The organism is Microbispora sp. CA-102843 (assembly GCF_050936215.1).
GTDB lineage: Bacteria > Actinomycetota > Actinomycetes > Streptosporangiales > Streptosporangiaceae > Microbispora.
In genome coordinates this window covers 7,981,484-7,994,019 of the sequence record NZ_JBNJNF010000001.1, presented here as the reverse complement: position 1 = coordinate 7,994,019, position 12,536 = coordinate 7,981,484, and the positions used below count along the sequence as shown (strand labels likewise).

General features: G+C 70.4%; 13 protein-coding genes. 1 reads left to right on the top strand and 12 read right to left on the bottom strand.

What is annotated here, in order from left to right:
• Positions 1 to 47: 47 nt before the first annotated feature.
• From ACQEVJ_RS36910 to ACQEVJ_RS36895, 4 genes are all read right to left on the bottom strand, one after another.
• Positions 48 to 1,640 carry a hypothetical protein gene (locus ACQEVJ_RS36910; RefSeq protein ID WP_433109303.1) on the bottom strand — a complete coding sequence of 531 codons (1,593 nt, stop codon included), beginning with the start codon at positions 1,638 to 1,640 and terminating at the stop codon, positions 48 to 50.
• Between the two features lie 29 nt (positions 1,641 to 1,669).
• Positions 1,670 to 2,101 (bottom strand): hypothetical protein, encoded by a 432-nt coding sequence (locus ACQEVJ_RS36905; RefSeq protein ID WP_433109302.1) that lies wholly within the window; start codon positions 2,099 to 2,101, stop codon positions 1,670 to 1,672.
• A gap of 469 nt (positions 2,102 to 2,570) precedes the next feature.
• The gene (locus ACQEVJ_RS36900) at positions 2,571 to 3,137 is read right to left on the bottom strand and encodes a hypothetical protein (protein ID WP_433109301.1); all 567 of its coding nucleotides are present in this window, start codon (positions 3,135 to 3,137) and stop codon (positions 2,571 to 2,573) included.
• A gap of 309 nt (positions 3,138 to 3,446) precedes the next feature.
• Positions 3,447 to 4,295 (bottom strand): SDR family oxidoreductase, encoded by an 849-nt coding sequence (locus tag ACQEVJ_RS36895; protein WP_433109300.1) that lies wholly within the window; start codon positions 4,293 to 4,295, stop codon positions 3,447 to 3,449.
• Positions 4,296 to 4,379: 84 nt separating this feature from the next.
• Between ACQEVJ_RS36895 and ACQEVJ_RS36890 the strand changes: the two genes are divergently transcribed.
• Entirely contained in the window at positions 4,380 to 5,102 is a 723-nt protein-coding gene (locus ACQEVJ_RS36890) for a TetR/AcrR family transcriptional regulator (RefSeq protein WP_433109299.1), read from the top strand.
• A 22-nt stretch (positions 5,103 to 5,124) separates the two neighbouring features.
• On the opposite strand, the gene ACQEVJ_RS36885 is transcribed toward ACQEVJ_RS36890, so the two are convergent.
• The 8 genes from ACQEVJ_RS36885 to ACQEVJ_RS36850 form a co-directional block, all read right to left on the bottom strand.
• Positions 5,125 to 7,149 (bottom strand): polyprenyl synthetase family protein, encoded by a 2,025-nt coding sequence (locus tag ACQEVJ_RS36885; RefSeq protein ID WP_433109298.1) that lies wholly within the window; start codon positions 7,147 to 7,149, stop codon positions 5,125 to 5,127.
• 19 nt (positions 7,150 to 7,168) lie between these two features.
• Entirely contained in the window at positions 7,169 to 7,957 is a 789-nt protein-coding gene (locus ACQEVJ_RS36880) for an ABC transporter permease (RefSeq protein WP_433109297.1), read from the bottom strand.
• Entirely contained in the window at positions 7,954 to 8,622 is a 669-nt protein-coding gene (locus ACQEVJ_RS36875) for an ABC transporter ATP-binding protein (protein ID WP_433109296.1), read from the bottom strand. The genes ACQEVJ_RS36880 and ACQEVJ_RS36875 overlap by 4 nt, the downstream gene beginning before the upstream one ends.
• Positions 8,623 to 8,671: 49 nt before the next feature.
• On the bottom strand, positions 8,672 to 9,319 hold the full coding sequence (locus ACQEVJ_RS36870; protein WP_433109295.1) for a hypothetical protein: 648 nt from the start codon (positions 9,317 to 9,319) through the stop codon (positions 8,672 to 8,674).
• Between the two features lie 151 nt (positions 9,320 to 9,470).
• Positions 9,471 to 10,205 (bottom strand): GNAT family N-acetyltransferase, encoded by a 735-nt coding sequence (locus ACQEVJ_RS36865; RefSeq protein ID WP_433109294.1) that lies wholly within the window; start codon positions 10,203 to 10,205, stop codon positions 9,471 to 9,473.
• Between the two features lie 45 nt (positions 10,206 to 10,250).
• A complete protein-coding gene (locus ACQEVJ_RS36860; protein ID WP_433109293.1) occupies positions 10,251 to 10,472 on the bottom strand; it encodes a helix-turn-helix domain-containing protein in 222 nt (73 codons plus the stop codon).
• On the bottom strand, positions 10,472 to 10,969 hold the full coding sequence (locus ACQEVJ_RS36855; protein ID WP_433109292.1) for a DUF2975 domain-containing protein: 498 nt from the start codon (positions 10,967 to 10,969) through the stop codon (positions 10,472 to 10,474). The genes ACQEVJ_RS36860 and ACQEVJ_RS36855 overlap by 1 nt, the downstream gene beginning before the upstream one ends.
• Positions 10,970 to 11,061: 92 nt before the next feature.
• On the bottom strand, positions 11,062 to 12,522 hold the full coding sequence (locus ACQEVJ_RS36850; RefSeq protein WP_433109291.1) for an FAD-binding oxidoreductase: 1,461 nt from the start codon (positions 12,520 to 12,522) through the stop codon (positions 11,062 to 11,064).
• Positions 12,523 to 12,536: the final 14 nt, after the last annotated feature.

The following is a 12,536-nucleotide window of genomic DNA, read 5'->3' as shown; positions in this document are numbered from 1 at the left end:
TATTGACCACCGCCGGGCGCGGCCATCGCCCAGCATCGGGGAGCCGCTCAGCGGTCGCGGCGGCCTTTCCCTCGGTCGGCTTCGTCCTTCCCGCCGTGGTCGAGGCCGGTGAACTGTCGTATATACGCCTGGTAGGCGTCGGCCCGGGCTCTGGGCGATGGCGATCGCACGCCTCGGGCGATGCTCTGAGGGATTCCGCCGGAACCCCGCCTGGACTGGTAGTCCCGCAGTCGTTCCCGATGCTCGTCCGCCCAGTCGTGAATCGCCCCAATGCGGGCAAAGTAAAACGCCACGGCCAGCAAGGGAGTGAAGAGAACCGTCGTCACGATGAAGTCGACGTCGTGGAGGAGCACCCCGAAAATCAGCACGAATCCGGCCACGCCGCCGGCTCTGATCAGGCCTCTCCGAACGCTTCCGCGGTCGGCCCGGGCCTCCTCGGCCCATTCGCGTACGCGCCGCAGCGGAGGCTGGTACGCCGCGCCGAGCCGTATGACTTTCGGCAGCCAGCCTGCGTACGCCGCCAGGGTCAGCGCGACGAGATACCAGGACAGCGTCGCGGCGATGTCCGGCCGAGTCCAGCCCCACATGATCCAGGCCACCGGGATCGTGGCGGCGCCCCAGGCCCCGAGCCACAGTGTCGCGCGGATGACCGCTTCCAGCCGGGCGGTGGGCGAGAGCCGCCGGCTCTCATAGTCGGCCCACTGCCGGTCTCGCAGAGTGGAGGCGGCGTCCAGCACGGCCGACATCCGCTGGTTCTGCCGGTCGACCACCGCCTGCCGGCGTTGCTGCTCCGCCTGGGCCGCGGCGAAGGCGGTGAAGTCGGCGCGAACGAGCCACCCGATAGGGGTATCCGAGCCACCGTCCCGCGCACGCAACCAGTCGTACCACTCGATCTCACCGGTGGGGGGTGGCGCCACGCGCTCGCAGCCGGCGCGCAACCACGTCTTGCTCTCCGAGTAGGGCAGAAGGGCCGCCAAGAGCAGCCCGCGCGCTCCGCTCTCGGCCCATTCCCGGGCTTCCGGCGGCAGTCCGGGAACCTGAGCGGCCAACTGCCGCCACGAATCCCAGACCTCGTCCCAGGCCCGCTGCGTTCCTCGCAGCGCGCTCAGCACAGTGAATCTGGAGAGGGCGTCCAGTATGCCGCCCTCGCAGAGGTCGCGGTAGAGCTCCCATTCGGGGCCGCTTTCTCGTAGACGACCGATCCTGAGTGCCTCGGAAAGCGACTCCGGGGTCACGACCGTTCCTCGCCAGACGGCTGCTCCCTCCGGATCGAGCCAGCCCAGCAGGTGAAGCAGTTTCAGGTCAGCCGGGAGTCTGTCGTCTCGGAGCCGATGGTCGACGAGTTCGATCTGGGCGGTCAGGTCATCGGCGGTGAGACGGTCGAGCTCGTGCAGCCAGGCGAGAAGGCTGAGCCAACCATCGGAGGGTGTGCCCGTTGTGGTCGCGCCCTCGAAGAACTGACGCCTCGCGGCAGTCCAGTCACCGCGGATGGCGGCGGCCAGTTCTTCCCGGGTCGTAACCGCCGCACCTGCGAGGACCAGCGGGCGGCGCTGCGGCGCGGATTGATGGATGTGATTGATCTGGACGTTGCGATCGCCGAGTTGGAAGGGGGCCGGGCCGTGGAAGACGTTTCCCGACACTCCGTCTCTTCCTGATTCGGCGTCGCGGGTCATGCCCTCGGCCCGAAGTGGTTGTCTTGACGGTTGCGGTCCCCGACCTGAAACGCGGTCGGTCCATGGAAAACGTTCCCCGACACTCCCCCCACCGATGCCTGACGGGCCTGGTCGGCGATGTCGTTCAGTTCGCGGGCGACCCGTTCGCGATCGGCCTCGCCGAGACTCTCCAGCAGCATCTCGAATCGGGCCGTCCAGGACGCCTCCTGCCGGGCCCGAATCAGCGCCGCTTCCCCAGGGGCGAGCGAGGCGAGATCCGTCGCGGTCTGCTCCAGCCGCATCAATTCCGCCTGCTCACGTTCGGGATCGTCGCGGCCGAGTACATGCGCCACCCGCTGCCGCACGCTCACCCACACGTCCGTGCCCGCGGCCTGCACCACCGCGGTGCCACCTGCCGCGGCCACCGCTGCCAGCCATTCGACCAGCATTTCCGGCCTCCTCACACGTTTTCATGACACTTTATATCTGGCCATGGTGAGGTCGCCGGATGTCTAGACATGGAAATCGACCCGGAAAACGAGGCCGCCTGAAGGGATTACGCCTGATAATGCCTCGGATCGTCGGCAGCGGGGGCTCGTATTAAGGGACCGATGACAGCCTCCCCGACTGCTCCAAACGGCCTTCACGCAGTTGACGGACCCCTGCGCGGCTTGCGGTCGCCGGTACGCAGGTCGGCGGGGTGCCACGGCGGGCCTGACGGCCACCCGGTGCCGGACTCGTGCCCATCACCGGAACCGCGTAAGCCCCCCGCCTCGCTGCCGCCGTTCGCGCCGGAACGCGACATCGCTCGCCCCCGCTGGGATGCCTCGGACAGGTCAGGTCAGGTCACCAAGGACCCTATTGACCACCGCCGAGCGCCAACTCCGGCAGATCGCGCCCCGCGATCACCGAGAGGCGCTACTGGACGCAGAGAGCGGACACGGTCACGTCGTAGATGTACCAGCTTCCGGTAGGAGTTACGTACACGTAGTTCACGGCGGTCGTCTGGTAGCCGGTGCAGTCGCCTCCGGCCGCGAGGATGGCGGCACGGGCCGCTGCCGCGCCGTTCTGCACAGCCACTGAGTACGTGCTCGCCTCACCGCGAGCCGTCGCGGTGCGCGACACGGTGTAGGAAGGCGGTGGCGGCGCGGGAGCGCACAGGCCGGTCGCGGTTCCGCTGTACTGGTAGCCACCTCCGCTGGGTACGACGTACACGAGGGTGGCCGACGAGGTCACGTTCGTGCAGACCTCACCCAGTTGGGCGGCCATCTGGGTAAGGGCGGTACGGGCGCTCGCCTGCGCCGCCGCCGAAGCTGCGGCCTGCGTCTGGCCCCATGCCGAGCCGGTCGCCGTCCGCCAGGTGTCGGCGTGGGCCGCCGCCGGGCTGAGGCCGATCCCCGCCGCGACGAGCGCCACCAGCATCACCAATCGGCCGGCGAGCGAACCACGCCGGGATTTTCCGTACGGTTCATCGTGCTGAGCCATTCGCGTCTCCTATGAGCGCCTGATGAATAGCGACAGTGCAGGATGTGCTCTGAACCCCCCTTTGGGCGTGATCTCGGGGCGCGACGTCATCGTAGATTTGCCGTTTCCCGGCGGCCATTCTCGGCGGCGTGGGCGGCATGGACGTGCTGGTGGGCGATCTCGGCCGATGAAAGTTTCCGCGCGTTCGCCCAGGACCCGTAGTGGCTCACATGGTGTGATCCAGTTGCCGCCATCGGCCGGGGTCGTTGAGCCGTTGCAGCCATAGCGCCTCAACGGGCGGAATCGGGCTCAAAAGCGCAGCATGGCCGGTCAGTTCGTCAGCGTGGCCGCCAGCAGCTCGCGGAACGCGATCGGCTTACGGCCGAGCAGCTCCCCGAGGGCGGGGCCGACCTCGGCGAACTCGCCCTGACGGCTGGCCTCGAACATGCCCAGCAAGAACCGGGCCTGCTGCTCGGGAACGCCGCGCGCCACCATGCCCGCGACCCACTCGTCGTCCGGGACGGTGATGCGGGTGATCTCGCGCCCCGTCAGATCGGAGGCGATCGCGGCGACGTCAGCGAGATCGAGCGCCTCGGGACCGGTCAACGGCGGCGTGATCCCGTCGAGCCGGCCCTCCTCCGTCAGCGCGACGGCGGTCACCTCGGCGAGGTCGGCGTGGGCGGTCCAGGAGACCGGGCCGTCCTCCGGTGCGACGAGCGTGCCGGTCTCGAGCGCCTGACCGACGAACTGGAGCGCGGTGGTCGCGTAGAAGCCGTTGCGCAGTGCGATGAACGTGACCCCGGATGCGCGCAGGTCCTGCTCTGTCTCGGCATGGGATGGCATCGGAAGGAAGGGGGAGGCCGGGTTCGCGCCCATGTGGCTGGTGTAGAGGATCCGCTCGGCGCCCGCGGCTTTGGCGGCCTCGATCGCCGTACGGTGCGGGCGGGCGTCCGCCGGGCCGGAGACGATGAGCACCTGCGACGCGCCCTCGAACGCGTACGCCAGGCTCGCGGGGTCGTCGAAGTCGCCCTGCCGGACGCGTACGCCGTGCTGGGCGAGGTCATCGGCTCTCACAATGTCACGGACGCTGACGCCGATCCGGTCGGCGGGGATGCGTGCGAGCAGGTGTTCGACGACGCCGCGGCCGAGTTGCCCCGTCGCTCCGGTGATGATGATCACGGCACACTCCTTGCTATCGCTGATATCGGCCGAACGCTAACACTGGAAATCCAGTGATAGCAACAAGCTGATATCGTTGGAAGCATGAGCGATCGTGAGAGCGAGACGGCGAGCGGCCGCGACAGGACGCGGGTGCACATCGTGTCGGTCGCGGCCCGGCTGCTCGCGAGCGGCGGGCGCGACGCGCTCTCGACCAGAGCGGTGGCCGCCGCAGCGGGGACGCAGGCCCCGACGATCTACCGGCTGTTCGGCGACAAGGAGGGCCTGGTCGACGCGGTCGCCGAGTTCGGCTTCAGCTCGTATCTCCAGGACAAGAAGGCGAGCCCGCCCGCCGACGATCCGATGGAAGCGTTGCGTGCCGGATGGGACCTGCACGTCGGCTTCGGACTGGCGAACCCCGCCTTGTTCTCGCTCATGTACGGCGATCCCACGCCGGGACGGCAGTCGCCCGCCGCCGTCGCCGCCTTCCGCATGCTGGGAGAGCGCATCCGCGCCATCGCCGCCGCCGGCCGGTTGAAGGTCGGCGAGCGCCTGGCGGCGGACCTCGTGCACGCCGCGGGCTGTGGCACGGTCTTCACGTTGCTCGCCCTGCCGGAGGAACGGCGTGACCCGCGCCTGTCGGAGGTGGCCCGCGACGCGGCGATAGCCGCCATCACCACCGACGCTCCCGCCGTCGAAACCCCCGGACCCGCCGCGGCGGCGATGGCGCTGCGCGCCGCGCTGCCGGACGCCATCGCTCTCACCGACGGAGAACGCCACGTGCTCGGCGAATGGCTCGACCGCCTCGCCGCGGACGGGTCCGGCTGAGGTCTCGGCGCACAGGCCGGGGTCAGCGGGCCGCGCCGGTCTCGGCGTACTCGATCAGGAGTTCCCGGCGCAGCCGGGTCAGGTACGTCTCGCTGCCGGCGGACGAGCGGCTGTAGCGGTCGATGTCGTGGAGGGTGCGCCAGCCCGGCAGTCGCTCTCGGGCAAGGCGCAGGAGACCCATCCCGGTCACGGAGGCGGCGCCGCCGTCGCCGGGCCGCAGGATGGCGGGTGCGGCGGTGAGTATGGCGTCCACCTGGGCGAAGCCGTCCTCGACCTGGCGGGTCACCTCGTCGATCGCCTCCTGCCTGGTGCAGCCGGTCTCGTGGCGGAGCACCCTGACCAGGTTGTAGGGAGCGCCTGTGGCATCGTCCTCGTCCAGGGTCCGCAGGTCGTTCTCCGCGAGTGCCGCGGCCAGGGCGACGTCCAGCAGTCGCCGGAAGAGCGGATGGTCGCGTACCGCCGGCTCGAACTCCCTGCCGTACGTGATCTCGAAGCTGTCCAGGAAGACGGGCGCCCCGGAGCTCCCCACGCGCAGCGCGAACTGGTCCCGCAGGCTGGGGATGAACCCGCTGAGCCGGTGGCATGCCTCGCGCTCGGCCGCCTCCAGCCATTCCTCGAGGTGGCCGAGGGCGCGCGTCCGCCATGAGGGCGGCTGGATCAGGCGGATCCGCTCCCAAGCCTGGGCCATGGCCGTGGCGACCGCTCCACCGGCCGGCGGGCCGTCGTCGAGCCCCCGTACGAGAAGGGCGAGCCGGTGTCGCAGCCGGACGATCTCGCCAGGGTCGGCAAGACCCGGCTCGTCGAAGAGGTCGTCGACGACGGCGATCACCAGCATCCATCGGGCCAGCGTCTCGGCCTGCTCGGCGTCGGCGTCCGGCCAGAACCGCGCGGCGGTCGAGGCCATGGCGTTCCATCGCGGGTGGCGGGCCTCCTCCGGCGTGGCGGCCAGCCCGGTGTCCAGCAACCATGCGTCCAACCGCTCCTGTACGCGGGCCAGGACGTCGGCCTGCACGGAAGCCGGAGCGAGAGAGGGAGCGGGGGAGGGGGCGGGCACGGTGACGGGCGCCGGGGCGGCCTTTCCACCGGAGCTCATGACCGACCGCACGTAGCCGGCCAGCCCCTCCCGTGACCGAGGATCGCCGAGGCCGCCGAGTCGCCGGAGGGCCGTCTCCATCTGGGCGTCGGCGACCTGCCGGGCCTCCTCCACGGCTCCGCAGGACAGGACCAGTTGCCGCGCGCGCTCGGCGTCGGCCGCCGTCAGGCCGCGGCGCAGCAGCCGGGCGAGCGCGGGTTCGCGGGCCAGAGCCTTGATGACGGGGAGCGTGTAGACGCCTTCCATGATGTCGGAGTTGGCCGGTTTCCCGAGCTCCCCGGTCGTCGCGGTCAGGTCGAGGATGTCGTCGCGCACCTGGTAGGCCATGCCGAGATGCCAGCCGAACCGCGCCAGGGCCTCCTCCGCCTCGGGGTCCCGCGCGGCCTGCATGGCGCCCAGTCTGCAGGCCAGGGACAGTAACTCGGCGGTCTTGGCGCCGGTCACCTCCATGTAGGCCTCCTCGCTGCGGGAGAACAGGAAGCGGTCGGCGGTCTCGGCGATCATTCCCGAGCAGGTGTGCTGGGCGGTCTCGGCGACCAGCAGGGCCTCACGCCGGCCCAGCTCGGAGAGGATCCGGCTGGCGCTGATGAACAGCAGGTCGCCGGCCAGGACCGCCAGGCGCGCGCCCCAGACGATGTTGACGCTCGGCCTGCCTCTGCGCTGCCGCGCGTCGTCGATGACGTCGTCGTGATAGAGCGATGCCATGTGCAGCAGTTCGACGGCCGCCGCGGCCTTGACAGCGCGGACGTCGGCGGCCCGCCCCGGGCCGGCGAGCACGTAGTAGGACAGCAGTGCCAGGGTGGGCCGGATCAGATGGCGGTGACCGGCCGGCTGCCTGGTCAGCGGGGCCAGCTCGGAGCGGCTCGGCACGTCCGCCATGCCGACGATCTCCCGCACCCGATCCAGGTCGGACTCCAGGGCGGGGAAGGCACGAGAAACGCTCTCAGATGTCACGGATGCTCCTGACGGGGACTTATGAATGCGCCGTCACCGGCCGGCCCACCGGCTGGTGCGCGCGCGTGCGGGCGGCGAAAGCGGAGATGCCGAGGATCACCGTGCCCAGCGCCCAGCACACGGCGGGGCCGACGGCGTTCCCGGGCACCGTGTCCATGGCCACGGCCGCGACCGCTGCCTGCATCGGCCCGTAGTCGGGCAGGTAACGAACCAGGACGCTGGCCGCGGCCGGGGTGGCGAGCGGGCTCTGCAGGGCCAGGTCGATCGAGCAGATCACGGTGACGAGGACCAATCCGGCCAGGTCGCTGGTCAGCACCGCGGCGAGCGCGATGCCGATCCCTCCGTAGATCACCGCTCCACCGGTGAGGGCGGCGGCGAGCAGCAGGGGCTGCGCGGTCGGGTGGGTCAGGCAGATCAGGCCGGTCGCGTAGAGCGCGACGCAGAGCGCGACCACCGCCAGGGCGGTGAGCTTCGCCGCGATCAGGCACAGCTGGGGGAAACCGGATCGCACCAGCCGGCGGTCGAAGGACGCCGAGTTCATCGTGGTCACGAACATCATGAACCCGGTGATCAACGCCAGGATCTGCAGCGCCCCGGCGAGCTGGTTGAGGACGTTGGCCGGCACCGCGACGGTCCGGCCGGCGGCCCGGACGTAGAACGGGAGCGAGATCTCCAGGGACAGGGCGTAGATGAGGATCGCCCACACCGGGATGAAGACCACGATGATCATCAATGCCAGCCGGTTGCGGAGGTGCTCCACGAACGTCATGCGCACGGCGGTGGCGTAGCAGCCCCAATGGCGTCTCACGGCGCACCCGCCCGGTCCGCGGCCCACTCGCCGGCGGCCCCCGTGCTCACGTGTTCCTGCTCGCGCAGCACGCCGCCCTCCAGCCGATGGAGCGTGTCGAGACGTGCCGCGTCGTAGGCGAGGTGGGAGACCACCAGCACCGAGCGGCCACGCGCGCGCAGTTCCTCGGCCAGGTCCCAGAACCGTACGTACGTCTCCCAGTCGAAGCCCTGGTAGGGCTCGTCGAGCAGGAGCACGTCCGGGTCGTGCATCAGGGCCAGGACGAGGTTGAGCTTCTGCCGCGTGCCGCCGCTCAGCGTGGCGGGGCGGGCCCGGCGGGAGCCGGAGAACCGCAGCGCCTCCATCAGTTCCTCGGCCCTGCGCAGGCTCTCCAGGCCGTAGGCGACCTGGAAGAACCTCAGGTGCTGCTCGACCGTGAACGCGTCGTGCAGCACCGTCTCCTGAGGGCAGTGACCGATGCGCCCGCCGTGGCGCACCGACCCGCCGTCCGGCCGCAGGTCGCCCGCGAGGACGCGCAGCAGCGTGGTCTTGCCCGCGCCGTTCTCCCCGACGATCCCGATCACCCGGCCGGGCGGCAGATCGAGATTCACTCCACGCAGGACCGGGCCGCCCCGGTAGCTCCTCCGTACGTCCCGCACCCGCAGCACGGGCTCATCCGACGGCATGTACCACCTTCCCCTGACCCGGTCCCACCATCTGACTGCGCTGCTTCGGCTAGTTCGGTGTGTCGACGGCGATGAAGGCGGCCGATCCGCTGCCCTGGGCGCTGCTCACGCCCTTGCTGGAGCACTGGCTGATGTCCGAGGTGGGAGCGGCCTTACCGGCGATCCGCTTGCCCTTCAGCTTTCCTTCGGTGACCTCGCCGACCAGCATCATGTCGCCCGGGTTGTACGAGTTGATTCCGTCGAGGTTGGGGCGGACCGTGGAGGTGCCCAGCGTCTGGCCCTGGCCGTCCTTCCACGTGATGGTGCCCGTGCCGGTGACGTTCTGGATGCCCGTGCAGGACGCCTGCCCGGTGCCCTTCAGGGTGGCCGTCCCGGAACGGATGTTGGGGAAGCTCCCGTCGGGAGAGGTGCAGTTGGTGAACGTCACGCTGCCCTTGGCGGTCACCGTGCGGGTCTCCTTGCCCACCGCCGGGTCGGCGGTGATCGGCTGACCGTCGGTGCTCACCGCGCAGGTCAGCACGGTGTGCCCGCCCGGCTGCTTCGGCGAGGGATCGGCGACCGGCCTGGCGTTCGCGCTGGTGCCGCCGGACGCGCCCTGGGCCACCGTAGGGGCGACCACCAGGGCCAGGCCCGCGACGGCCGCCGCGGCGGTGCCGACACCGCAGGCCAGGTAGACGCGCGATCGAGAAACGTTCATGGACATCCCCCCGAGGTGATTGCTGTCAGTAAACTACTTATCACAATCAGTAACGAGTAGGCCGGTGACTCGAGACCGGTCATGCGCCGCGCCCCTCATCGGTACCGGTACGTCTGTGATCGACAACGACGTCCGGGTTTCGGTTCAGCTGTCAGATCATGACCGTCATCGTGGCGGCGACCGCCTGGAAACCGAGCCTCTCGTAGACGCGGCGTGCGGGATTGCCCTTGGTGACCACCAGGCCGATCGTGGTGAGCCCGCCCTCGGCGGCGCGGGCCAGGGCGGTCGACAGCATGCGCGCGCCGAGACCTCGTGGCGACCGGTCCGGATGCCGGAACACGTCCGCGATCCACGGTCCCCGGTTCGAGTCGTGCACGAAAACGCCACCCACCACTTCGCCCATCCCAGGAGAGCCGTCCCGTACGGCGAGGACGCTGCAGGGAAGCAGGGGGCCGATCTCCTCGCCGCCGAGGAGCGGAACGAGCTCCTCCTCCAGGGCCTTCTCGCCGTCCCGGGGACGGTAGTCGGGATGGCCGGGCGGGTAGGCCGCGAACCACGCGGGGAAGATCTCGGCAGGCGATCGGTCGCAGGGGACTATCCGAAAGCCGTCCGGAGCGGCGTCCGCGAGCGGCCGGGCGCTCGGCAGATCGCACAGCATCACGTTCATATGCCGCAGCAGCCGCGCGCCTCGGTCGAGCAGGGCTTGACCGAGATCGGCCGGCACGGAGACCACCCAACCGGGCATCCGCGACGTCATCGCGTCGGCGGCTCCCGGACCGATGTCCTCGATCGCGTAGGCCCACGGGCTTCCGTCACGGACGCCTTCCAGGTAACTGAACGCCGGGACGCCGTCGGCGCCGAGCATTCTCCGCCGCTCCTCGGTCATACCGTGAGGTTCGCGCAACCCGGCTCGCTCGGCAACCGGTCGAGATCACGCGTCCGCGCCGTCCTCGGCCTCCCAGCGCAGCAGGTCTCCCGGCTGGCACTCGAGCGCCTCGCAGAGCGCGGCGAGTGTCGAGAAGCGCACCGCCTTGGCGCGGCCGTTCTTGAGCACCGCCAGGTTGGCGGGCGTGATCCCGACGCGGTCCGCGAGCTCGCCCACGGACATCTTCCGCTTGGCCAGCATGACGTCGATCTCGACGACGATCGGCATCAGATCACCTCGTCCAGCTCGGCCTGCATCCGCGCCGCCTCGGCGTCGCGCGCGACGGCCTGGGCGAGCAGCATCCGCAGCACGAGCACGATGAGCGCGACCCCCAGGGCCGCCACGCCGGCCCCGCCTATCAGGAGGACCACGCCAGGGGGGACGGGCTCGCCCGGCGCCAGGACGGCCGCGAGCGCGAATATCAGGAGGGCGGCCGCCACGACCGCGCCGATCACGACGTCCACCCACCGGAAGGCGGCGTGGGTGAACACCGTGCCGCGCCGCACCATGGTCACCAGCCGCCATACGCAGACCAGGACCACCTCCACCGTCACGAAGCCCAGGACCGTGATCGCGAGGATCGGGACGCGCAGGTACGCGTACTCCGAGTCGAGCTCCTCCAGGTCGGCGGCCAGCAGCGGCACCATCACCGTCTGCACGAACACCGAGCCGGCGAGCAGCGCCACGAGCACGGCGCGGAGCGCAATCACCGTCAGCTTCCTCATCGTCCCTCCCTCGATCGACTCTCAATAGAAATCTATCGATAATCGATAAGGGTGGCAAGGCGTATCCGCCGGCCGATGCTCGCGACCGCTTCCTAGACGCCCTGGGGGAGGCGGAACAGGCGGCCGGGGTCGTACGCGGCCTTGACCTGCGCCAACCGGGCGGCGTTGGCGCCGTAGTACTGCTGCCGCCAGTTCGTCAGATCGGGGTCGATGTAGTTCACGTACGCGTGGTCGCCGAAGTACGGCCGCATGGCGGCGTGGGCGGCGCGGGCCCAGCCGGCGGCGCCGCTGAAGTGGGAGTAGTACTGCACGCTGAACAGCGCCTTGCGGTGCGGGAACGCGGTGGCGTCGGGGCGGACCCGGCCGACGGCGCCGCCGAGCGCGTCGAGCATCACCGAGTGCCGTCCCGGGGCGGCGACCTGGGCCAGCAGCGCCTTGATCCCGGCGGACGACAGCGGCGTGTAGGCGAAGTGCGACTTGGCCGAGAATGAGTCGCGCACGAGCTTCCCGCTCGGATTCTGCCCGGGCAGGGTGCCGGGACGGTGGCACTGGGCCACGGACATCGAGGCGCAGCCCGCCTCCACCATCATCGCGTGGTCGTACGCGGACGTCGCGACGTAGCGGCTCGAAGGGCCCGAGCCGATGCGGTCGACGAGCTTCTGCAGCAGGTTCTCGCACGCCGCCTTGCCGCCCAGGTAGAGGCCGCCGACCATCACGTTGAACGAGGGATCACGGTCGAGATGGCAGTTCGACCACATCGCGTCGGGCGCGGAGGGCGCCCACGCCTGCCATGCCTTCAGCACGGCCGCGGCCTTCGACCAGGGCCAGTGCAGGAAGAACAGGGTCACGGAACGCGTCGGGTGAGTCCGGAACGTGAACGACGTCGCCACGCCGAAGTTGCCGCCGCCGCCTCCCCGGGAGGCCCAGTAGAGGTCCGGGTGCGAACTCGGCGAGCAGGTCAGCTCCTTCCCGTCCGCCGTGACGATCTTCAGAGACTCCAGCACGTCGCAGGTCAGGCCGTACTGCCGCGACACCACGCCGATGCCGCCGCCTAGCGTGAGCCCGGCCACCCCGACCGTCGGGCAGGAACCCGCCGGGATGCTGACGCCGTGCGCGGCCAGCTTGGCGTAGACGTCGACCAGGCGCGCCCCGGCGCCGACCGTGGCGTGGCCACCCGAGTAGGACACGCCGCTCATCGGCGACACGTCGACGACGAGCCCGCTGCCCGTGGACCAGCCCGCGTAGCTGTGGCCGCCCGACCGGGAGGTCACCGGCACGCCGTACCGCCGGGCGAACGCCAGGCACTCCGACACGTCCGCCGCCGTCTTGCAGTAGGCCACCCCGGACGGCCGCACGGAGTCGAAGGCCGAGTTGAACACGCGGCGCGCGTTGTCGTACGACACGTCGCCGGGACGGATCAGCTTGCCGTCCAGCCCCCGGCCGAGCGCGGACCAGTCGGCGGGACGCGGACCCGCGGCGGCGAAAGCCGTGCCGGAAAAAGCCGCGGCCCCGGCCAGGGCCGAGACGCGAAGGAAACTCCGTCTGTCGATCATGGTCGTACTCCCGA

Bases quoted from the DNA above. Each gene is read 5' to 3' on its own strand.
- ACQEVJ_RS36905 (WP_433109302.1), bottom strand. From the start codon at position 2,101: ATGCTGGTCGAATGGCTGGCAGCGGTGGCCGCGGCAGGTGGCACCGCG.
- ACQEVJ_RS36900 (WP_433109301.1), bottom strand. From the start codon at position 3,137: ATGGCTCAGCACGATGAACCGTACGGAAAATCCCGGCGTGGTTCGCTC.
- ACQEVJ_RS36890 (WP_433109299.1), top strand. From the start codon at position 4,380: ATGAGCGATCGTGAGAGCGAGACGGCGAGCGGCCGCGACAGGACGCGG.
- ACQEVJ_RS36875 (WP_433109296.1), bottom strand. From the start codon at position 8,622: ATGCCGTCGGATGAGCCCGTGCTGCGGGTGCGGGACGTACGGAGGAGC.
- ACQEVJ_RS36870 (WP_433109295.1), bottom strand. From the start codon at position 9,319: ATGAACGTTTCTCGATCGCGCGTCTACCTGGCCTGCGGTGTCGGCACC.
- ACQEVJ_RS36865 (WP_433109294.1), bottom strand. From the start codon at position 10,205: ATGACCGAGGAGCGGCGGAGAATGCTCGGCGCCGACGGCGTCCCGGCG.
- ACQEVJ_RS36860 (WP_433109293.1), bottom strand. From the start codon at position 10,472: ATGCCGATCGTCGTCGAGATCGACGTCATGCTGGCCAAGCGGAAGATG.
- ACQEVJ_RS36855 (WP_433109292.1), bottom strand. From the start codon at position 10,969: ATGAGGAAGCTGACGGTGATTGCGCTCCGCGCCGTGCTCGTGGCGCTG.
- ACQEVJ_RS36850 (WP_433109291.1), bottom strand. From the start codon at position 12,522: ATGATCGACAGACGGAGTTTCCTTCGCGTCTCGGCCCTGGCCGGGGCC.